Origin of the sequence: Campylobacter insulaenigrae NCTC 12927 (genome assembly GCF_000816185.1) — a bacterium.
Classification (GTDB): domain Bacteria; phylum Campylobacterota; class Campylobacteria; order Campylobacterales; family Campylobacteraceae; genus Campylobacter_D; species Campylobacter_D insulaenigrae.
The window spans coordinates 611,555-632,797 of sequence record NZ_CP007770.1; the positions used below are offsets into that span (position 1 = coordinate 611,555).

Genomic DNA, 21,243 nt, shown 5'->3' on the forward strand with positions numbered 1-21,243 from the left:
CTTTCTGATTTTTGAATATCTTATCTTGTTTTTTCATCTAAATTATTTGTTTGCTTATCGATTTCTTTTGTATTATTTAAAATATCTTCTTTGAGTTGATCAAATTCTTCGAAACTTAATTTTTTTCTAATATTTTCATTAGCACTAGAAAATTCGTCTTTGTATTTTTGTGTTTCTTCTTTTAATTCTGCTATTTTTAATTCTTTATTTATATTTGCTTTTGCTTCATCTATATTGCTTTTTAATGCCTTTAAAATTCTTGCTATCTCAACTATAGTTGATGGTAGTTTGTCTGGTCCAAGCACTAAAATAGCTACAACTAAAATAACTATAATTTCACCAAAGCTCATAGTTAATTCTCTTTCTGTAATAAAATATCTATTCCATTTTACAAAAAATTACTTAAAAAAAATATTACTTATTATTACATTAATATATTTATATATATTGATATATTAATATATTTATGATAAAGTGACTAAAAAATAATATTAGGATAAAAAATGATTTCTGAAAAAATAGTTATGATTTTAAAAGATTTTTTAGTTTCTTTTGGTGAAATTTCTATTTTATTTTTACTTATAAATATGTTAATTTCCTTTATAAATGAGCGTTATGCTAAATTTTTTAATGAACATTTGAAAAAAGATTCTTTCTCAAGTTATATAAAGGCTATAGTATTAGGTACTTTAACTCCTTTTTGTTCATGCTCTAGTATTCCTCTTTTAAATGCTTTTTTAAAAAATGGAGTTCCGCTTGGGGTATGTATTTCTTATTTAATTACCTCGCCTTTGATTAACCCTATTATTATTATGGTATTTATATTTAGCTTCGGTTTTAAAATTACTTTGTTTTATCTTGGATTTTTATTTGTTATTATTTTATCTTTTGCATTTTTGATTTCTAGAATCGATACTCATATATTTTTTAATAGAGATTTTATAACTGATAGTTTGGAAAAATCACAAACTTGCTGTTTTAATAACAATTTATCTAAGCATACTTGTTGTTCCAAAAATGACACAAATTTCATAGAAAAAAAACAGTATAGACATCAATTCAAAAAAGTATTTTTACAAAGTTTTAAAGAATATATTAAAATTTTACCTTATATTACAGTTGGAATGGCAATTGGAGCTTTAATTTATGGGTTGTTTCCTCAAAATTTTTTTGAAAATTATCTAAAAGATTATAGTGTTTTAGGAGTGTTTATTGCTGCTTTTATCGGTGTTTTACTTTATATGAATTGTACTAGTTTAATACCTGTTGCTTTAGCTTTAAGTGCTACTGGGGTTCCTTTAGGTATAATGATGAGTTTTTTAATAGCTGGAGCTGGTTGTTCTTTGCCTGAATTAATTTTATTAAAAAGAATTTTTAAATTTAATTTTTTAATTTTATTTGCTAGTGTTATTGTATTTATAGCGATTGGTTTTGGAATTTTAATGTTTTTTATATGAAAAGGTTTTTTAAATGCAAAATTTTTTAAAAATAACAAGTGCAATTAATGATGAAAGCAGAATTTTAATTTTGGCTTTTTTACAAGAGAATGGAAAACTTTGTGTGTGTGATTTGCAAAATTCTTTAAATATGAGTCAATCAAGACTTTCAAGACATTTAAAAATTTTAAAAGAAGCTGGTTTTTTGGATGTTGATAGACAAGGAGTTTGGGCCTATTATAAAATTAAAGAGAATTTAAATCTTTTTTGCCAAGACACGCTAAAAAATATCCATCATCTTTCGCTAAATCTTCCTCAGTTTCGTAAAGTATCTTGCCCATGTCCTAAGGAATAGTAAAAAGATAGCAAAAGCTATCTAAAATATTATTTTTTATGAGAAAATTTGTGAGGACGATTACCTTTGATATGAGTTATTTTTTCATTTTGAATATCATAAGCTTGACCAAATCCTTTAACAAAACGCCCATTATGGAAATCAAGTTTTATTAAATGAAAATCTAGCATTGTTCTAATCATTTTAACGGCTTTATCTTCTTTAACTTGTTTTTCAAATTCATCATAATTTTTTTCAAATTCGTCATCACGTTCAAGAATATTTGCATGGACTCTATAGCGTAATCTTTTTCTTAGAATCACTGAACTTGCTTTACTTTCATCTTCTAAAAACATTATTTCAATATTATTTGGATTAGATTTGATATTGTGATAATGCTCGCTTACTTCACTGATATAAATATAATTATTAGATTGTACTCTAAAAAATGGAGCATAAGAACAAGTAGTCTCTCCATTGATTGTTAGCGTTGCTAAGATTACTGAATTATATTGTGAAATAAAATCATTGATTTCTTTTTCAATATCACTGGAATTATCTTCACTTTTTGCATTTAAGCAAAGCTCTATAATTATATCTTTTATAGTATCTTGATTTGCTTTTTTTGGAAAATTAATACGTAATAATTGATCGTCATTGTATAAAATATCTAATCCATCAAAGTCTACATTTTTTAATATAGCCTTTGATATATTGGCAGTGTGAGAGAATTTTTTACACAAATCTAGTAAATTTGATTGATGGTGAGAATTCATGTGGTTTATAACGCTTTCAAAACTCATTATTATATATCCTTATCTTAAAAATTTGATAAACAATATCAATTATCAAGTTAAATTTATCTTAAAGTATATAATTTTATATTTTTTTAATTTATTTAAGAGTATATTTATCCTTTTTGATAATTTAATGATATAAATTATCATTATTATTAATGTGAATGAGGTATAAAATATGATTAATTCAAAAAAAAGTTGTTTCGATTTCTTTTTTTTACAGCTTTATTTTTAAGTAATATTATGGCAAATGTCAACCAAATGGATGAACAAACTGTTGATATAGGAGAAGTTGTTGTCTCTGCTAATGGATTTGAACAAGATGTTGATAAAAATTTGAGAAATGTTATAGTGATAGATGGTTCTTTGCTAGAAAAAAAAGGATTTAATTCCATAGAGCAAGCTTTAGAAAAAGTATCTGAAATTAATTTTGTTGATTTTGGATTAGGCCGTAATATAGATATGAGAGGTCAAGGAAATAAGTCTAATATGGTCGTTAAAGTTATGGTAGATGGACGAGCTATCAATGTTTTGGATAATTCTCATGGAGTTACACATTTAAATATCGTTAATATTAATAATGTGAGTCGTATAGAAATCATACCAGGGGGTGGATCCATTATTTATGGTAATGGTACAAGAGGAGGTGTTGTTAATATCATTACAAAAAAATCTAAAGAAGATTCTTTTTCTATAAATACGAAATCACAAAGTTATAAAAATGTTATAGATGGCACAAATTTTGGTTTTGATATTAATAAATTAATAAATGATAATGTTGTTTTAACACTTAATGCACAAGGGTTTGATAAAAATGGATTTCAAAGAGGGTATCAAGAAAGAGGTCATTATATCAACACTGGTGTTTTTGCTGATATTGATGAAAATAGTAATTTGTCGTTAAGTTATAATCATTTTAAAAGCACAGATGAAAGTAGTGGATATCTAACAAAAACTCAAATACAAAAAAATCCTAAACAAAAAAGGCAGTGGTGAAAATATCACAAAAACTGACAGATCTGAATTAATCTTATTTTATAAATGATGCTTGGGAATTAAATTTAAGTACTTTTTGGCAAGATCAAAAAATTTTATATGCTAAAGATGTTATATCTATGAAAGGTATGACTGTTAAAGCATATCAAGACGGCAGTGGATTTAATGATAGTATTTTAGGATTTAATTTTAAAGCAAAATATAATTATAGTGATGATTCTTATATAGTTGCAGGATATGATTTTTTAAATCATGATGCAAAACGCACAAGCTTATTAAAATATAGTGTTCCACCAATAATTTTATATCATAATATGGAAACTATAATGGATATGAATAAACAAAGTCATTCTTGGTTTATTTTGAATTCTCATCAATTTAATGATTTTTTTGTTTTATCTGGAGGTACTAGATATGAGTGGAATAGATATAGCACAAATAGAAGTTATAAAAATCAGATGCAAATGAATATGAAGCCACCAGGAACTACTATAAATACTTTAACTTTCTTTGATACTAAAAAATACAATGATAATATAGCTTTTGAAATCACACCAACATTTATATATTCTAATACAGGCTCAATGTATCTTAAGTATGAAAGAGGTTTTATATCTCCAAGTCCCGCTCAATTTGTTAGTAAAGATAATAAAGGTTAAATATTATTCTAGCAGGTTAGATCCTGAGGTATTTCATACTTTTGAAATAGGAATTAATGATATATTATGGGATTTTCATGCATTTAAATTTAGTATTTTTTATACCCAAAGCAAAGATGAAATTTCTTATCTTGGAAACCCACATTCTGCATCAGGATCTTGGTGGAAATATTATAATATAGATCAAACAAAACGCTTTGGAACTGAAGTGAATTTAAAACAAAAATTCTTTAATGATGCTTTAGTGTTTAAAGAAGGTATGACTTATATTGATGCTAGTATATCTAAGGGTGTTAATGATGGTTTGAGAATTCCTTATGTATCTAAAATTAATCTTTATGCTGGAGTTGATTATTATTGGAATTCAAATTTAAATTCTTTTATTGATTTAAATTATCATTCTAGAGCCAAAGATGGTGGTAAAGTTGATGATAATACAGGAAAAATAACTCAAAATAATTGGATAAAAGATTATATGTTAATAGATCTTGGTTCTAGTTATGTTTATAAAAATTTACAAATTTCAGCCGGAATACGAAATTTATTTGATAAAAAATATTATACCTATCAAGATAGTGTTAATGATCAATACTTACCAGGTATTGGAAGAAATTACTATACTGAGTTTAAGTATGTGTTTTAAAAATACTTTTATTTGGGCAGGTTTTTTAATTACTTATTTAATTATTATTATTATTGCGCTTTGTTTGGGTGAAGAAAATATTAGTCCTATTAAACTTTTTGATTATATTTTTGCAGATGATGATATTTTAAGGCAAATTATTATAGATGCTAGATTAAGTAGAGTGATTATGCCTATTTTAATAGGAATGCTTCTATCAAGTAGCGGTACTATAACTCAAAATGTATTCTCTAATCCCATAGCAGATCCTTATATTATAGGTATTGCTTCAGCTGCTACTTTTGGAGCTGTAATTGCATATTTATTTAGATTAGAAGATTATTATTATGGAATTTTTGCTTTTATTTTTTCAAGTATCTTTTCTTTAGTTATTTTTAAAATATCTGCTAAAACTTCTATCACTATATTATTGATAATAGGCATTGCAACTTCTTCATTTTTAGGAGCTTTTACTTCATTTTTTACTTATATTATTGGGGAAAATTCGTTTAAAATTGTAGCCTGGCTAATGGGTAATATTGGTTTAAATTCTTGGTTTCATGTTAAAATTCTCATTTTAGTTTATTTTATTTTTATGTTAATAAAAATGCTTTAAATATATTATTAAGTGGAGATGAAGAGACCAAAAATTTAGGAGTTGATGCGCATAATCTAAAAATAAAACTTTTAATAGTTTCTTCTTTGGCAGTTCTTTTGCTGTGGCTTTTACTGGAATTATTGCTTTTGTTGGTTTAATTATTACTCATATTGTTAGATTGCTATTTAAAACTTATGATAATGCCCTTGTGATCCCATATTGTACAGTATTAGGAGGAATATTTTTATTAATCAGTGATACCCTAGCAAGAACTTTACTTTCTCCTGTGCAAATTCCAATAGGAATTGTTACTGCATTTATAGGATCTCCTATATTTTTATATCTAGCTTTAAAATCTAAAAAAAGGAATTTTAAGATGATTAAAATTCATAATCTATATTTTTCTTATAATAATAAGGAATTGTTAAAAAATATCAATATACATTTAAAAAATAATACTTTTTTAGGAATTTTAGGTCCAAATGGTTCTGGAAAAAGTACTTTGTTGAAATTATTACTGAAAAATTTAAATCCAAAAGAAGGAGAAATAGTTTTATTTAATAAAAATATTAAAAAAATGAGTTTGAAAGATATTTCAAATCTTGTAGGTTTTGTTCCGCAAAATTCAGAATTAAGAACTCCTTTAAAAGTTTTAGATGTTTTATTGATGGGAAAATATAATACATTAAAACATTCTTTTTCTAATTATTCAAACGATGATATTTTTGATGTAGAAAATTATGCAAAAACTTTAAAATGTGATTATTTATTGCAAAGAGATATTACATCTTTAAGTGGAGGAGAATTTCAAAAAATACTTTTAATTAGAGCTTTGTTAAAAAAACCAAAGCTACTTTTTTTAGATGAACCCACTTCAGCCTTAGATTTAAAATATTCTATGGAAATTCTAAATTTTTGCGAGCAACTTATACAAAAGGAAAATATAAGCGTTATCGCTATTTTACATGATTTAAATTTAGCATCTATTTTTTGTAATAAATTATTGTTTTTAAAAGATGGAATTATGCGTTATTTTGGTGATGTTTGTGAACTTTTTACTAGTGAAATTTTGTATGAAATTTACGGCTTAAAATGCGAAATTATTTATAAAAATTCAAAACCATATGTTTTAGCAATGAAGGAGTAAAAATGAAAAAAATATTATTTATTTTATGTGTATTATTTGGTATTATGTATGCTAAAGAGCGTATTGTTGTGCTTGATCCAGCTAGTGTTGAAACAATATTTATGCTTGGTGCGGGTGAACAAATTATCGCGATGGCAAAATTACAACATTCTGATATTTATCCACAAGATAGAACTAAAAATATACCAAGTGTCGGGACATTTTCTAATCCATCTGTGGAAAAAATAATATCTTTAAAACCTAGCTTGGTTATTTTAAGCGATTATTCCCTAAATTTAAAGCAAATGCTTGATAATTTTAAAATTAAAAATATTAATTTAAAAGCCAATAGTTTAAATGATATTCAAGATAACATAGCTATATTAGCTAAAATTACAAATAAAGAAAAAGAAGGTAAAGAGCTTTTGGATAATTTTAATAATCAATTAGCTCAAATTCAAGCAAAACCTATAAATAAAAGTGCTATTTATTTGTATTCTAATAACCCTTTAATGGCCTTTAATAATAATTCTTTAATTGCAGATATTTTAAGATTGCTTGGTGTTAATAATGTTAGCCCAGATAGCAACGTCTCACGACCTATCATTTCTGAAGAATATATTTTAAAACAAAATCCTGATATGATGATACTTGGAATGAATGCAAGCAGACAAAATTTATCAAATTTTGCTTTATTAAAATCAACAAAAGCATTAAAACAAGATTGTATTATAATAAACGACGATACGCATGAATTGTTACGATTGAGTCCAAAAATAATAGATAGAATTGAAAAATTCAAAAAATTATTGTTTAAGTGCTGATGTATAGGGCCAATTCATCACTTAAAAGATAGTTAGTATTATAAAAAACACCATTTTTATAAACTAACTTTCCTTTTTTACTAAGAAAAGATGCTTTTTCTTTCTCTATAGGATTTAATTTATTTTCATTGACTCCAACACAACTTCTAAGCCCTAAAAAAATATGCTCTAAGTTTAAGTTTTCATTGCTTAAGTATTCTATTTCTCTATGTAATGGATCTTGTATGTATTCTTTTAAATTGCTTTTGGTGTAAAATCTTTGATTATTTAAAAATCCTACAGCACTCAAGCCACAACCTATATAATTTTTACCTTGCCAATATGCAAGATTGTGAAAGCAGGTATTTCCAAAATTACTAATTTCATATTGTGTAAATCCTATATTTTGTATTCCTTCTATGAAATATTTTGCAAGTTTTGGAGCATTTTTTTTATAATGATTTTTTTTTGCAAATTTAGTCTTTTCTTCTATGGTAAGATTATAGGCACTAATATGAGTAATGTTGAGTTTGTTTAAATTTAAGAGTTCATATTGGAGCATTTTTGTATCATCCATTTTTGTATCATATATTAAGTCTATATTGATATTATTAAAACCTACTTTATTTGCATTGTCAATGCTAGTAAAAATGCTTTTTTGATCATGAATACGACCTAAAAATTTTAGTTTTTTTTCATGAAAACTTTGTACGCCAAAAGAAATTCTATTAATACCTAAATTTTTTATCTCTTTTAACCAGTGAAAATTACTTGAATTTGGATTTGCTTCTATGCTTATTTCTATATTTGTGTCTAAAAAATCTTTTATAAGAGAAAAAATGTTTTCATAAAAATTTATACTCATCAAACTAGGCGTCCCTCCGCCTATAAATACTGTTTTGATATTTTTTTTGGAGATTTTATAAAAATTTATTTGGTGTTTAATATCTTTTAATAAAGCCTCTAAGTATGCATTTTCATAATCTTTCTTCTTTAAAGAGGTAAAAGAACAATAAAAGCACTTACTTTCACAAAAAGGGATATGTATATACAAATGCATAAAAACTTCTTTAAAATAATAATAAATTTGGTATTTTTTGTTAAAATTATATTATTTTAAAGTCAAGGATAAGAAAACAAATGAAAGAAGAAAAAAAATATCGGCCTAATGTCGCCGCTGTAATATTATCACCATCTTATCCTTTTGAGTGCAAAATGCTACTTGCAAGACGCAATGATATGGAAGATGTGTGGCAGTTTCCTCAAGGTGGAATCGATGAAGGAGAGAGTGCTAAAACTGCTTTATTAAGAGAATTAAAAGAAGAAATAGGCACTGATGAAGTAGAAATTTTAGCTGAATTTCCTGAGTGGATTAATTATGATTTTCCTACAAAGATTGCTCAAAAAATGTATCCATATGATGGTCAAAGTCAGAAGTATTTTTTAGTAAGATTAAAAGCAAATGCAAAAATAAATTTAAATACTAAAAATCCTGAATTTGATGCTTATAAATTTGTTTATTTAGATGAAATTTTTAATATTACAAATCATTTTAAAAAACCTATCTATACAAAGGTTTTAAAACACTTTAAAGAAGGGGGATATCTTTAATGTTGGTTGTTCAAAAATATGGCGGTACGAGCGTTGGAACACTAGAGCGTATAGATGAAGTTGCTAAAAGAGTGGCACAAAGCAAAAAAAAATATGATAAATTAGTGGTAGTAGTTTCAGCTATGAGTGGAGTTACAAATGAATTAATCGATTTTGCTCATCATTTTAGCAAAAATCCTTCTGGTCGTGAAATGGATATGCTTTTAAGTAGTGGAGAGCGCGTTACTTCTTCATTACTTGCTATTGCGTTAAATGAAATGGGATTAAAAGCTATAGCTTTTTCAGGGCGTAATGCAGGAATTGTGACTGATAATATTTATACTAAAGCAAGAATTGAATTTATTGATACTGCAAATATAAATAAAGCTTTAGAAGATAATTATATAGTCGTGGTTGCTGGCTTCCAAGGTGTAGATAGAATGGGAAATGTTACGACTTTGGGTCGTGGAGGAAGTGATTTAAGTGCCGTTGCTTTAGCTGGTGCTTTAAAAGCAGATTTATGTGAAATTTATACGGATGTAGATGGTGTTTATACAACTGATCCGCGGATTGAACCTAAGGCAAAAAAATTAGACAAAATTTCTTACGAAGAGATGCTAGAACTTGCTAGTTTAGGTGCAAAAGTGCTACAAAATCGTTCTGTTGAGCTTGCAAAAAAACTTAATGTTAAATTGGTTACAAGAAGTAGCTTTAATAATAATGAAGGTACTATTATTACTAAGGAGGAAAATATGGAACAAGCTTTAGTTAGTGGCATTGCATTAGATAAAAATCAAGCAAGAATCACTTTGAGAAATATTGATGATAAACCAGGAATTGCAGCAGAAATTTTTGGAATTTTAGCAAATGAAAACATTAATGTTGATATGATTATACAAAATGTAGGACTTGATGGAGCTACCAACTTAGGCTTTACTGTTTTAGAAAATGAAGTAGATCTTGCAACTGATGCAGTTAAAAAAGTGCTCGGTGAAAATGCACTTATTGAAACAGATAGCGCTGTAGTAAAAGTATCTGTTGTTGGTGTAGGTATGAAATCTCATTCTGGGGTTGCCTCAGCAGCTTTTAAGGCATTAGCAAATGAAAATATCAATATACAAATGATTTCAACAAGTGAAATCAAAATTTCAGTCATTGTTCATGAAAAGTATGGCGAATTGGCTGTTAGAGTTTTACATGAAGTTTATAAATTAGATATATAATGAGCAATAGTTTTTTAAAATTTACCTTAGAACAAATTAGACATAATGGTACTTATATGAGTTGGCTAGAGGAAAGGCGTTTGGAGTGGTCACCTTTAATAGCATCAAAACTTTCTTTATTGCTTCAAGGATATACTTTTATATTGATTACTGATGAACAAAGAATCTGGTTTGAAGAGTATTTTTTAAGTCAGATTAATGCCAAAAACACTAGGCCTTATGTGCCTTTTGTTTCTTTAAAAGGTATATATAATCAAACTTGCAAAAATTATGAAGATATTGCATTGTTAAACGATTTGTTAAGCATTTCCTTTCCTAATGGTTATGTGTATTTTTATATAGGCAAAAATTTAGATTTTAAATCCCAAATTGCAAAATCTAAAGAAGATAGTTTACTTTGGTTGTTTGATGAACAATTGCAAAATAGTTTTTATCTTTCTTCAAATGATAAAGATCTTGATTTTAAGTTGATATCTTTGTATAAAATTTTTGATCAAAGTATAGATGCAGCAATATTTTCTAAGGTAGAAATTTGAATATAAGAAATAAAATCATCATACATGATGATTTTGATTTTATACAAGATAAACTCATCAATGAATTTGGTGCTCATAAGATTAAATTTTTTATACCTAAAAATCCTGATATTGAGTTAAGACTTAATGATTTAACTTATGACAAAAACGCTCAAGCGACAGCAAAAGCTATAATGAAAGAAAGTTATATAGCTGAATCTAGTGCCAAGATTATAGTAATTATGGCTAAATCTTTTCGCGATGAAGCACAAAATTTCTTATTAAAAATTTTTGAAGAACCACCTAAAAATGTTTATTTTATTGTTGTTGCTCCATCTAAAAATGTTTTTTTACCTACAATTCTTTCAAGATTTATAGTGGAAAAGTATAAAATAAAAAAAGAAAAAATTTCACTTGGAATTGATCTTAAAAAGATTGACTTGTCTGGTATTTTGAATTTTATAAAGCAATATGAAAATATAGATAAAAATGAATGTTTAAAACTTATTGATTCTTTGAGTTATGAATGCTTTAAACAGGGAATTAAATTAAATGATAATGAGATAGATTTTTTTTATAAAGCTTATGAATTGATAAAATTAAATGCTAAGCCATCTGTAATATTAAGCACTATAATGTTGATTTTATATGAGAGAAAAAATGAAAATTACCAAAATTAATTCAAGCACTCAATTTGAGCAAATTTCATCTTTGATTAAACCTCATAAAATGGGTAAAAAAATAATGAGTAAAAAAACTCAAATTCATTTTTTTTATATTCAAGATTTGAGAGCACCTGCTGCAAATATATTAAAACAAGACGCCTTAAGAGTTGGTGCAGAGCTTGTAACTCATAAAGATTTAATATTAGGAAAAGAACATACTAATGCTTTGTTGATGGCTACTAATGAGCAAATTCAAAAACTTATTCATAAAGAAAAAATGCAAGATTTTAATCTGAAATATTTGGCTAAATTTTTGGAAAAATCATTTCATAAACCAGTGTATCCAAAACTAATGGCTATCTTAAATATTAATAATGATAGCTTTAATCCGCAAAGTAGAGTTGATGAATTAAATTTTGAAAAAAAATTAAATGAAATTCTTGAATTAAAACCAGATTTTATAGATATAGGTGCTGTATCTTCAAGACCTGGTAGTATATATTGTGGTGAAAAAGAAGAATTTAGACGCTTAAAGAATATACTTGATTTGATATATAAAAAATCTTATTATAAAGAAAGTATTTTTAGTTTGGATAGCTTTGATGAGCATTCTTTAAATTATGCGCTTGATAGAGGATTTGGTTTAATTAATGACATTACTGGGCTTGCTAATGAAAATTTAGCCAAACTTGCTGCTAGATTTAATGTGAAATATTGCCTTATGCATATGCAAAATACTCCGCTGACGATGCAAAATAATCCTTCTTATGAAGATGTCGTACAAGAGCTTAGTGAATTTTTTGAGAAAAAAATTGCAATTTTAGAACAATATGGCGTGAAAGATATATTTTTAGATGTTGGTATAGGTTTTGGAAAAACTTCTTGGCATAATATGATACTTATTAAGCATTTAGAACATTTTTTGCAATTTCAAAAGCCTTTATTAGTGGGAGCTAGTAGAAAAAGTGTAATTGATGCATACTTTCCAAGCAAAGTTGAAGAAAGATTAGCTGGTAGTTTGTATTTGCATTTAGAAGCTTTTAAAAATGGTGCAAGCATAATAAGAACGCATGATTTGTATGAGCATAAACAAATGTTTAAATTAGTAAAAGCTATGGATGAGGTTGTAATATGACTTATGAAGAATATTTAAAAAATATAAAACTTGCAAATTCGTGGATGAGGGCTTATTATGAAGATGATGAGCCTTTAGCGAGTGATGATGAATATGACAAACTTATTAGAAAACTTAAAGAATTTGAAAATCTCAATAAAGACAAGATTAGCAAAGAATCTCCTACTCAAAAAATAGCACCAACTTTACAAAGTGAATTTCATAAAATTACTCATTTAAGTAAAATGTGGTCAATGGAAGATGTTTTTGATGACAAGGAATTAAGAGCTTGGATTAAAAGAGCAAAGAGTGAATATGATTTTTTTATAGAGCCTAAATTTGATGGTGCTAGTTTGAATTTAGTTTATGAAGATGGTTGTTTGGTTAGTGGAGCTACAAGAGGTGATGGACAAATTGGTGAAAATGTTACTTTAAACGTCAAAATGATTGATAATATTCCACAAACAATAGCTTATAAAGAGAAAATTGAAATTCGTGGTGAAGTAGTAATTTTGAAAGAAGATTTTGAAAGAATTAATCAAAAAAGATTGAAGGATAATTTAAGTTTGTTTGCTAATCCACGCAATATGGCTAGCGGTTCATTAAGACAACTTGATACAAAAATAACTAAAGAAAGGAATTTAAAATTTTTTCCTTGGGGAGTGGGTTACAATACTTTAAATTTTATAAAACATTCTCAAGTAATGGATTTTATAAGAAATCTTGGATTTTTAAAAGATGACTTTGTATTTTGTTGTAAAGATATAGCTGAGGTATTAAAAAAATATGAAGAATTGTTAAATTTAAGAGATAAAAAGCCTATGATGATGGATGGTATGGTAGTAAGAGTTAATGATTTAAAGCACTGTCAACTTTTAGGGTATACGGTTAAATTTCCTAAATTTATGGTAGCTTTTAAATTTCCAGCTTTAGAAAAAACTACAACTTTACTTGGTATTAATTTACAAGTTGGAAGAAGTGGAGTGGTTACTCCTGTTGCTATATTAGAACCAGTAAATCTAGATGGAGTCATAGTTAAATCGGCTACTTTACATAATTTTGATGAAATTTCTAGACTTGATTTGAAAATAGGTGATAGTGTAAGTGTAATACGTAGCGGTGATGTTATTCCTAAAATTACTAAGGTTTTTACTCAAAGAAGAGATGGCTTAGAACTTGATATAACTAAACCTAAAATTTGTCCAGAATGCGCTAGTGAACTTTTAGATGAAGGTGCATTTTTGAAATGCCAAAATTTAGATTGTAAAGCTAGATTAATAAATTCTATTATTTATTTTGTTTCTAAAAAATGTCTTAATATAGATGGACTTGGTGAAAATATAGTTGAACTTTTATTTAAAGAGGGAAAAATTACCAATATTGAAAGCATTTTTTTTCTAAAATATTGTGATTTTGAAAATTTGGAAGGTTTTAAAGAAAGAAAGATTACAAATCTTTTAAATGCCATTCAAGAAGCAAAAAACTGCTCATTGAGTAAATTTATCACAGCTTTGGGTATTGAGCATATTGGTGAAGTTGCAGCTAAAAAACTAGCTAATACTTTTGGATTTGCTTGGTATCAACAAAATTATGATACATATGAAAATTTGGAAGGTTTTGGCGAGCAAATGGCAAAGAGTTTGCAAGAATTTATTAAAGTTAATTGTTGTCGTATTGAGCATTTTTATAAGATTTTAAATTTAGAAGAAGAAAAAAATATAAGAATACACAATGAAAAAATTTCTAACAAAACTTTTGTTATCACAGGGACCTTATCCAAACCAAGAGATGAATTTAAGCAATTACTGGAGCAATATGGAGCTAAAGTGAATTCTAGTGTATCTAAAAAAACTGATTTCCTTTTATATGGAGAAGATGCTGGAAGTAAATTGCAAAAAGCACAAGACTTAGGGGTTAAATGCATTAACGAGATAGAATTTGACGAAATTATAAAGGATATAGGTGAGATTTGATATTTTTGTAAGTCAAAAATTAAATATCAGTCGAAATAAAGCACGCGAGTTGATAGAAAATCAGCAAATATTGTTAAATGGTGAAGCTAAAAAGATTTCATATAATATAGACAACGCTGAACCTTTAGAAGATAAAAGTTTAGAATTAACTCTTTTGGAAGATTTTTTTGTAAGTAGAGCTGCATACAAATTAAAATATTTTTTGCAAAATTATCCTGCTAGTATTGAAAATAAAATTTGTCTTGACATAGGTTCATCTACCGGAGGATTTGTACAAATTTTGCATCAAAAAAATGCTAAAATGATTTATGCTTTAGATGTGGGTTCTAATCAGCTTCATGAAAAATTAAAAACACTCAATAATATTATTTTATATGAAAATATGGACTTGAGAAATTTTAATAGCAAAATAAAATTTGATGTAATTACTTGTGATGTGAGTTTTATATCATTAGTTCATTTATTGCCTTATATTAATAACTTAGCAAAAGATACGATAATTTTACTTTTTAAACCTCAATTTGAAGTTGGAAAGAATATTAAGCGTAATAAGAATGGTGTTGTAAAAGATGATAAAGCTATAAAACTAGCTAAAATGAGTTTTGAGAAAGAATGTGCTAAGCTCGGTTGGATTTTACAAATGACACAAATTTCAAATTTAAAAGGAAAAGAAGGTAATGTGGAGTTTTTCTACGCCTATAAAAAAATCTGATATTAAAAAAATCGCTATAGGGCGTTTTGATGGTATACACCTTGGACATTTAGAATTGTGTAAACATCTAGATGAAAATTCTGCACTTTTGATTATTTTAAAAAATGAAGATAATTTTTTAACACCTGGAAATTTTAGGAATAAAATTGTAGATTTGCCATTAATTTTTTTGAGTTTTACAAAAATTAAACATTTAAATGCAAAAGATTTTTTAAAATTGTTATTGAGTGAATTTGTTAATCTAGAAAAAATTATTGTAGGGTATGATTTTAAATTCGGTAAAGAGAGAAAATGGGGCGCTGAAAATATACAAGAACTTTGTGGAATTCAAACTATTATTGTTGATGAATTTAAGAAAAACAATATTAGCGTCCATACAAGCATGATTAAAGAAATGTTGCAAAATGGAAATGTTTTTGAAGCTAAAGCATATCTTGGTAGATTTTACAATATAGTTGCAGATGTTATCAAGGGGCAGGGTATTGGCTCAAAATTACTATTTGCAACGATCAATTTAAAAACTAAAAATTTTTTCTTACCAAAAAATGGTGTTTATGCTAGCATTGTAAAAATTCATGATATATGTTTTTTTAGTATTACGTTTTTAGGTGTTAGATCAACTGATAAACATTTTTCACTAGAAACACATATTTTGGTAGATGATTTTAATGAGTTGATACCACAAAAAGTAGAACTTGAATTTATAGATTACATTAGAGAAAATAAGCAATTTGATAATTTAATGGATTTAAAAAAACAAATCAGTCAAGATATTATACAAGCTAAGCAAATTTTAGGGAAATTAAATGAAGGATGATATTTTTAAAAAACCTTTAGAAAAACAATTTGAATTTGATACTGATGTTGCTAGCGTTTTTGATGATATGGTTTCTAGATCTGTGCCATTTTATAGTCAAAACCTTAAACTTATAGTTGATATTATTGAGCGTTTTGCATCGAAAAATTCTAAAATTTGCGATCTTGGCTGTTCTACCTCTAGTTTATTGTTGGCATTGTTTGAAAGAAGGCAAGATTTGAAATTAAGCGGCGTTGATAATGCTCAAGCTATGTTGAATATTGCAAAAAGTAAGTCTAATGCTTTTGGTGCTAAAATAGATTTTTACAATAAAAATCTCGATGAATTTGATTTTTTTAGGAATGATGTTTTTATAGCTACTTACACCATGCAATTTATTCGTCCACAAAAAAGACAAAATATTATTAATAAAATTTACGAAAATTTGAATAACAACGGAATTTTTATTATGAGTGAAAAAATTCTCTATGATGATGTAAAAATTTCTAAAAAAATGATAGAAATATATGAAAATTATAAACAAGAGCAAGGATATACTAGATTAGAAATTGCCACTAAAAGGGAAGCACTTGAGAATATTCTCATACCTTATACACAAGATGAAAATATTACCATGTTAAAAAATGCTGGATTTGTAAGAGTAGAGAGTGTATTTAAGTGGGTAAATTTCGAAACGTTTATAGCTTTTAAATAAAATGTTTGAAAAATCAAACATTAAATCTAAAATGCATTACATCGCCATCTTCAACGACGTAATCTTTTCCTTCAAGACGCAATTTTCCAGCTTCTTTAGCGCCACTTTCTCCTTTATAAGTGATAAAATCTTCGTAAGAAATTACTTCAGCTTTTATAAAACCTTTTTCAAAATCATTATGAATTACACTTGCTGCTTTTGGAGCTTTCCAACCTTTTTGAATTGTCCATGATCTTACTTCAATTTGTCCAGCAGTAAAATAGCTAATTAAATTTAATTTCGAGAAAGCTGTGCGTATAACAATTTCAAGACCACTATTTTCTATACCCAAAGATTTTAAAAATTCATAATTTTCTTCATCGCTTAGAGCTATCATTTCTTCTTCGATTTTAGAGCAAAGTTTTATAACCTCATGACCTGATTTAGCAGCAAATTCCTTTAAAGCTTGTACGTATTCATTATCTTCTAAGAGAGAATTTTCATCTACATTTGCACCAAAAATTACTTCTTTAGCAGATAATAATCTTAATTCTTTTATGAGTGCGTAATAAATTTCGCTTTTATTTGGGAAAGAGCTAGCATTATTATTTTGATTTAAATACTCTAAAAGAGCGTTAGCAACTTCAAGAGTTTCTTTTGCACCTTTTTCATTAGCTTTTGCACCTTTTGTAAGTTTTTCTATTTTTTTACTAAGTTGTTCAATGTCTGCTAGAATTAATTCAGTTTCTATAATTTGCACATCTCGTATTGGATCCACACTTCCTGCTACATGGGTAATATTTTCATCGTCAAAGCAACGAACAATATGTAAAATCATTTCTGTTTCACGGATATTTGAAAGAAATTTATTTCCCAACCCTTCACCTTTACTAGCACCTGCAACTAAGCCCGCTATATCAACAAATTCTATATTAGATCTTATGATTTTTTGAGGATTGACTATTTTAGCCAGTTCTTTTAAGCGATGATCAGGCACTGGAACTATAGCTTTGTTGGGTTCAATGGTGCAAAATGGATAGTTTGCACTTTCTGCATTTTGTGCTCTTGTCAAAGCGTTAAATGTTGTCGATTTTCCAACATTTGGAAGACCTACTATACCAACTGATAAACTCATTTTTGCTTCCTTGAAAGATGAATTAAATAAGTAAGACACATTCTAACTCCTGCTGAACTAGCTCCAAAGCTATGATAAGCCCAACTTTTTTCTAGATAGGCAGGGCCTGCTATATCTAGATGCAACCATTTATCTTTATACTCATCTTTAATGAATGAGTTTAAAAATAATCCTGCTGTAATAGCTCCACCATATCGACTAGATGAAGTATTACTAACATCTGCTATATTTGATTTTATAAGTTCTTTTAAGTAAGGATTAAAATGTAAAATGGTGGTTAGATCTCCACTTTTTTTGCTAGTGTGATAAAAATCATTTTGTAATTCCTCATTATTTCCCATAATAGCACTTGTGTATTCTCCAAGCCCTACAACACAAGCTCCAGTGAGTGTGGCAAGATCTATTATTAAATCAGGTTTTAAATCTTGAGCATAAGATAAACAATCTGCTAAAACTAATCTACCTTCAGCATCAGTATTTCTAACTTCTATGCTAATTCCTTCTCTTGAAATTAAAACATCATCAGGTTTATAGGCATTACCGCCTATCATATTTTCTGTAGCTCCTATTATAGAATGAATTTCTATATCTAAATTTAATTCACTTGCACCTTTTATAATGGCCATAGCAGCAGCACCGCCACTTTTATCTGATTTCATTGTAAGCATATAATCAGCTGGTTTTAAACTAAGTCCACCGCTATCATAGGTTAGACCTTTGCCGACAAATACTGCTTTCATTATCGGATTCTTTGGTTTATATGATAAATGAATAAGTTTTGGTGGATAAACCGAAGCACGATTTACAGCTAAAAATGCTTGCATTTTTTCTTTTTCTAAGAAATCACTTTCATAAATTTCGCAAGAAATATTTTTATCATTTTTGGCTAAATCCAAAGCATCTTGAGCCATTTTAAGTGGTGTATATATCTGAGGAATCTCATTTACAATATCTTTTGCAAAATTACAAGCATTGGAAAAAATTTTTCCATAATTTATACCAATATGAGCTTCATCAATATCATATTTTTTATTATTAATTTCACTTTCTGAGATGATTATATTTTCTAATTTTGTTGAATTTTTATCTTTTTTGTATTTATTAAATTCATATGCTCCAAAATGAAAACCCTGTACAAGAGCATTGAAACTATTAACTACACATTTTCCAACAACACTTTTAGTTTTAACGCTTTTAATTTCTAGTTTTTTTAAGGCTTTATATGCATTTGCAAAAGCGAGTCTAATATCTTCATATTCTAAACTTTTAAGTTCGCTATATATAATTTTATTTTGTATATCAAGACATATACCTTCACCTTTAAAATTCATAATCTTAAAAAGTTCTTGACTTTTAGGATAATTTTCTATCTTTTTATCTTGAATTAAAATGATTTCAAAATCAGCTTTTAAAGTATCTATATTTTCATTTTTAAAATCAAAAATCATTTACGAATCCTTTTTTTAAGTATTGATTTTTCCATTTGTTTCATACTAAAAAATAATATTAGTAAAAAGCAAGCAATAATAGGTATCGCAAAATACCAATGACTTCCAGCCCATTCAACGCCAATCCAAATCTGTTTTCCAAAGAACCAAGCGAGTAATATTGTTATAGCTGCCCAAACCCAAGCACTTATGAGATTAATAAAAGCAAATTTTTTAGCACTATATCTTGTCAATCCTATACTCATAGGTATTACAGTTCTAAAGCCATACATATATCTTTGGATAAATATAATTGGCCAACCAAAACGTTGCAATAAAAGGTGGGCGACAGCAAATTTACGTCTTTGAGTATGTAATTTTTTTTGTATATATTTTTTATTATATCTTCCTATATAAAAATATATTTGATCTCCGACAAACCCTCCTAATCCTGCTACAAAAATAATTAATCCTAAATTAACATGACCTTCATGTGCAAAGATTCCTGCAAGAATTAAGGCAAGTTCTCCTTCAAGAATACACCATAAAAAAACTATAATATACGCCCAGTTTTTATAATCATATAAAAGTTGTTTTAAAAATTCTTCCATACTTTATACCTCTAAAACGCTATATACAGAGGTTAATTGTGATAATTGTTTATCACCATCAAGATCTTTTAAATTTAATAAAAAGCATGCTTCCATACAATTTGCTTCTAATCTTTGTATAAGCTTAACAGCTGCTATTGCTGTACCACCGGTTGCGATTAAATCATCCATGAGTAAAATTCTAGCATTTTTAGTATTGTTAAATGCATCAACATGAATTTCTAAAACATCTTGTCCATATTCTAAAGAATACATCTCTTGTAAGCATTTTCCGGGAAGTTTTCCAGGTTTTCTAATAGGTACAAAAGGTAATTTTAATTTTGCACTTAATGCAGATCCAAATATAAAACCACGACTTTCTATGCCAGCTATATAATCAATGTTTGAGTTTTTATATTTTTCAACCAAATGATCTATTAAAAAAGAAAATGCTTCTTTGTTATTTAATAAAGTAGTGATATCCCTAAAAACAATACCTTTTTTAGGAAAGTTTTCAATAGCTCTAATACTATCTAATAAATATTTTTTATCTTGTTTCATCATAATAGTGCCTCTATTTTTGCTTCTAATTCTTTTATTCTCTGTCTTAATTTTTCATTCTCTATACGATATTGTGAATTTCTTGTTCTAAGTGAAGTTAAGTCAGCTTTGCTTTTGTTAAGTTCTTCGGTTAAAATATCAATATTTCCCAAACTTCTTTGAAGTTGAATTTGTAGTTTTCGTATAACTATTTCAGTATCATCAAGATTTCTTTTAATATGCTCTTTTGCTATTTTTTCTTTATCAAGTAAGGTTTTATAGTAAAGTAACATAACAGTCATATAAATACTAATACAAATTAATATTGTTAAGATAAGCCAACTTAATATCATATAACTTCCTCGATTTTATTTATCCTTTGACAATGTCTCCCACCACTAAAAGAAGTGTTAATGAAATTAACAATAATTTCAAAAGCCATGTCAACTCCTATCAGTCTAGAGCCTAATGCTAAGACATTTGCATCATTATGTTCTCTTGAAAGTTTAGCGCTTAATGGCTCATTACATAAAGCACAACGTATGTTTTTGTGGCGATTTGCAGCTATACTCATACCTATACCTGATCCACAAATTAAAATACCAAAAGTTTTTTCATTGATTTTAGAACTTAGTGAGTGTGCAAAATCAGGATAGTCACAACGACTAGCATCAAAAGGTCCAAGATCTTCATAAGAAATTTTTTGATCTTGCAAAAATAAGGTGATTTTTTCTTTAAGTTCAAAGCCAGCGTGATCACTAGCAACAAAAATTTTCTCTCTTAACATACAATTCACTTTTTAAAATTTTTTAAGCATTAATTCTATCATATTTAATTAAAATTTTTCTTTCTTTATTATACTTTCTGAAATTATAGCTATTTGAAAAATTTGTAAATA

22 protein-coding genes and 2 pseudogenes are annotated in these 21,243 nt (G+C 27.1%); 15 read left to right on the forward strand and 9 right to left on the reverse strand.

What is annotated here, in order from left to right:
• Positions 1-20: 20 nt before the first annotated feature.
• The gene (gene tatB, locus CINS_RS03185) at positions 21-350 is read right to left on the reverse strand and encodes a Sec-independent protein translocase protein TatB (protein WP_039649782.1); all 330 of its coding nucleotides are present in this window, start codon (positions 348-350) and stop codon (positions 21-23) included.
• 153 nt (positions 351-503) lie between these two features.
• Between tatB and CINS_RS03190 the strand changes: the two genes are divergently transcribed.
• Positions 504-1,457: a permease gene (locus CINS_RS03190; RefSeq protein ID WP_232012951.1), complete on the forward strand. Its 954-nt coding sequence runs from the start codon at positions 504-506 to the stop codon at positions 1,455-1,457.
• A 13-nt stretch (positions 1,458-1,470) separates the two neighbouring features.
• Positions 1,471-1,791, forward strand: a complete 321-nt coding sequence (locus CINS_RS03195) for an ArsR/SmtB family transcription factor (protein WP_039649784.1) — start codon at positions 1,471-1,473, stop codon at positions 1,789-1,791.
• A gap of 29 nt (positions 1,792-1,820) precedes the next feature.
• Here CINS_RS03195 and CINS_RS03200 read toward each other — a convergent pair whose 3' ends face one another.
• The gene (locus CINS_RS03200; RefSeq protein ID WP_039649786.1) at positions 1,821-2,573 is read right to left on the reverse strand and encodes a HugZ family heme oxygenase; all 753 of its coding nucleotides are present in this window, start codon (positions 2,571-2,573) and stop codon (positions 1,821-1,823) included.
• Between the two features lie 237 nt (positions 2,574-2,810).
• On the opposite strand from CINS_RS03200, the pseudogene CINS_RS03205 reads away from it, so the two are divergent.
• The 4 genes and pseudogenes from CINS_RS03205 to CINS_RS03220 all read left to right on the forward strand — a co-directional run bounded on the left by CINS_RS03205 (position 2,811) and on the right by CINS_RS03220 (position 7,392).
• Positions 2,811-4,865, forward strand: a pseudogene (locus CINS_RS03205) (TonB-dependent receptor).
• Positions 4,855-5,806 (forward strand): annotated as a pseudogene (locus tag CINS_RS03210) (FecCD family ABC transporter permease); the annotation flags it as partial. The pseudogenes CINS_RS03205 and CINS_RS03210, both read left to right, overlap by 11 nt.
• Before the next feature lie 12 nt (positions 5,807-5,818).
• Positions 5,819-6,589 carry an ABC transporter ATP-binding protein gene (locus CINS_RS03215; RefSeq protein ID WP_039651344.1) on the forward strand — a complete coding sequence of 257 codons (771 nt, stop codon included), beginning with the start codon at positions 5,819-5,821 and terminating at the stop codon, positions 6,587-6,589.
• Positions 6,590-6,591: 2 nt separating this feature from the next.
• Entirely contained in the window at positions 6,592-7,392 is an 801-nt protein-coding gene (locus CINS_RS03220; RefSeq protein ID WP_039649787.1) for an ABC transporter substrate-binding protein, read from the forward strand.
• On the opposite strand, the gene hemW is transcribed toward CINS_RS03220, so the two are convergent.
• Positions 7,382-8,431: a radical SAM family heme chaperone HemW gene (hemW, locus tag CINS_RS03225; protein ID WP_039649788.1), complete on the reverse strand. Its 1,050-nt coding sequence runs from the start codon at positions 8,429-8,431 to the stop codon at positions 7,382-7,384. The two genes, CINS_RS03220 and hemW, sit on opposite strands and share 11 nt — an antisense overlap.
• 80 nt (positions 8,432-8,511) lie before the next feature.
• On the opposite strand from hemW, the gene CINS_RS03230 reads away from it, so the two are divergent.
• Genes CINS_RS03230 through cmoA form a run of 9 tightly spaced genes read left to right on the forward strand, consistent with a single transcriptional unit; the run spans position 8,512 to position 16,674 of the window.
• Entirely contained in the window at positions 8,512-8,982 is a 471-nt protein-coding gene (locus CINS_RS03230; protein ID WP_039649789.1) for an RNA pyrophosphohydrolase, read from the forward strand.
• The gene (locus CINS_RS03235) at positions 8,982-10,184 is read left to right on the forward strand and encodes an aspartate kinase (protein WP_039649790.1); all 1,203 of its coding nucleotides are present in this window, start codon (positions 8,982-8,984) and stop codon (positions 10,182-10,184) included. Before CINS_RS03230 ends, CINS_RS03235 begins: the two co-directional genes overlap by 1 nt.
• The gene (locus CINS_RS03240) at positions 10,184-10,720 is read left to right on the forward strand and encodes a HobA family DNA replication regulator (RefSeq protein ID WP_039649791.1); all 537 of its coding nucleotides are present in this window, start codon (positions 10,184-10,186) and stop codon (positions 10,718-10,720) included. Before CINS_RS03235 ends, CINS_RS03240 begins: the two co-directional genes overlap by 1 nt.
• Positions 10,717-11,379: a DNA polymerase III subunit delta' gene (locus CINS_RS03245; protein WP_084593983.1), complete on the forward strand. Its 663-nt coding sequence runs from the start codon at positions 10,717-10,719 to the stop codon at positions 11,377-11,379. Before CINS_RS03240 ends, CINS_RS03245 begins: the two co-directional genes overlap by 4 nt.
• Positions 11,360-12,499 (forward strand): dihydropteroate synthase, encoded by a 1,140-nt coding sequence (folP, locus tag CINS_RS03250; protein WP_039651349.1) that lies wholly within the window; start codon positions 11,360-11,362, stop codon positions 12,497-12,499. The genes CINS_RS03245 and folP overlap by 20 nt, the downstream gene beginning before the upstream one ends.
• A complete protein-coding gene (gene ligA, locus CINS_RS03255; RefSeq protein ID WP_039649792.1) occupies positions 12,496-14,451 on the forward strand; it encodes an NAD-dependent DNA ligase LigA in 1,956 nt (651 codons plus the stop codon). Before folP ends, ligA begins: the two co-directional genes overlap by 4 nt.
• The gene (gene tlyA / locus CINS_RS03260) at positions 14,441-15,163 is read left to right on the forward strand and encodes a 23S rRNA (cytidine-2'-O)-methyltransferase TlyA (RefSeq protein ID WP_039649793.1); all 723 of its coding nucleotides are present in this window, start codon (positions 14,441-14,443) and stop codon (positions 15,161-15,163) included. The genes ligA and tlyA overlap by 11 nt, the downstream gene beginning before the upstream one ends.
• Positions 15,129-15,980 carry a bifunctional riboflavin kinase/FAD synthetase gene (locus tag CINS_RS03265; RefSeq protein WP_039649794.1) on the forward strand — a complete coding sequence of 284 codons (852 nt, stop codon included), beginning with the start codon at positions 15,129-15,131 and terminating at the stop codon, positions 15,978-15,980. The genes tlyA and CINS_RS03265 overlap by 35 nt, the downstream gene beginning before the upstream one ends.
• Complete coding sequence (cmoA, locus tag CINS_RS03270) at positions 15,970-16,674, forward strand: carboxy-S-adenosyl-L-methionine synthase CmoA (protein ID WP_039649795.1); 705 nt, start codon at positions 15,970-15,972, stop codon at positions 16,672-16,674. The genes CINS_RS03265 and cmoA overlap by 11 nt, the downstream gene beginning before the upstream one ends.
• 13 nt (positions 16,675-16,687) lie before the next feature.
• Here the strand turns inward: cmoA and ychF are convergent, their stop codons facing one another.
• Genes ychF through rpiB form a run of 6 tightly spaced genes read right to left on the reverse strand, consistent with a single transcriptional unit; the run spans position 16,688 to position 21,132 of the window.
• Entirely contained in the window at positions 16,688-17,788 is a 1,101-nt protein-coding gene (gene ychF / locus CINS_RS03275; RefSeq protein ID WP_039649796.1) for a redox-regulated ATPase YchF, read from the reverse strand.
• Positions 17,785-19,236, reverse strand: a complete 1,452-nt coding sequence (locus tag CINS_RS03280; protein WP_039649798.1) for a leucyl aminopeptidase — start codon at positions 19,234-19,236, stop codon at positions 17,785-17,787. The genes ychF and CINS_RS03280 overlap by 4 nt, the downstream gene beginning before the upstream one ends.
• The gene (locus tag CINS_RS03285) at positions 19,233-19,826 is read right to left on the reverse strand and encodes a DedA family protein (protein ID WP_039649800.1); all 594 of its coding nucleotides are present in this window, start codon (positions 19,824-19,826) and stop codon (positions 19,233-19,235) included. Before CINS_RS03285 ends, CINS_RS03280 begins: the two co-directional genes overlap by 4 nt.
• Before the next feature lie 3 nt (positions 19,827-19,829).
• On the reverse strand, positions 19,830-20,369 hold the full coding sequence (gene apt / locus CINS_RS03290; protein WP_039649802.1) for an adenine phosphoribosyltransferase: 540 nt from the start codon (positions 20,367-20,369) through the stop codon (positions 19,830-19,832).
• Positions 20,366-20,698 (reverse strand): hypothetical protein, encoded by a 333-nt coding sequence (locus CINS_RS03295; protein WP_039649804.1) that lies wholly within the window; start codon positions 20,696-20,698, stop codon positions 20,366-20,368. Before CINS_RS03295 ends, apt begins: the two co-directional genes overlap by 4 nt.
• Entirely contained in the window at positions 20,695-21,132 is a 438-nt protein-coding gene (gene rpiB / locus CINS_RS03300; RefSeq protein WP_039649806.1) for a ribose 5-phosphate isomerase B, read from the reverse strand. The genes CINS_RS03295 and rpiB overlap by 4 nt, the downstream gene beginning before the upstream one ends.
• Between the last annotated feature and the right edge of the window lie 111 nt (positions 21,133-21,243).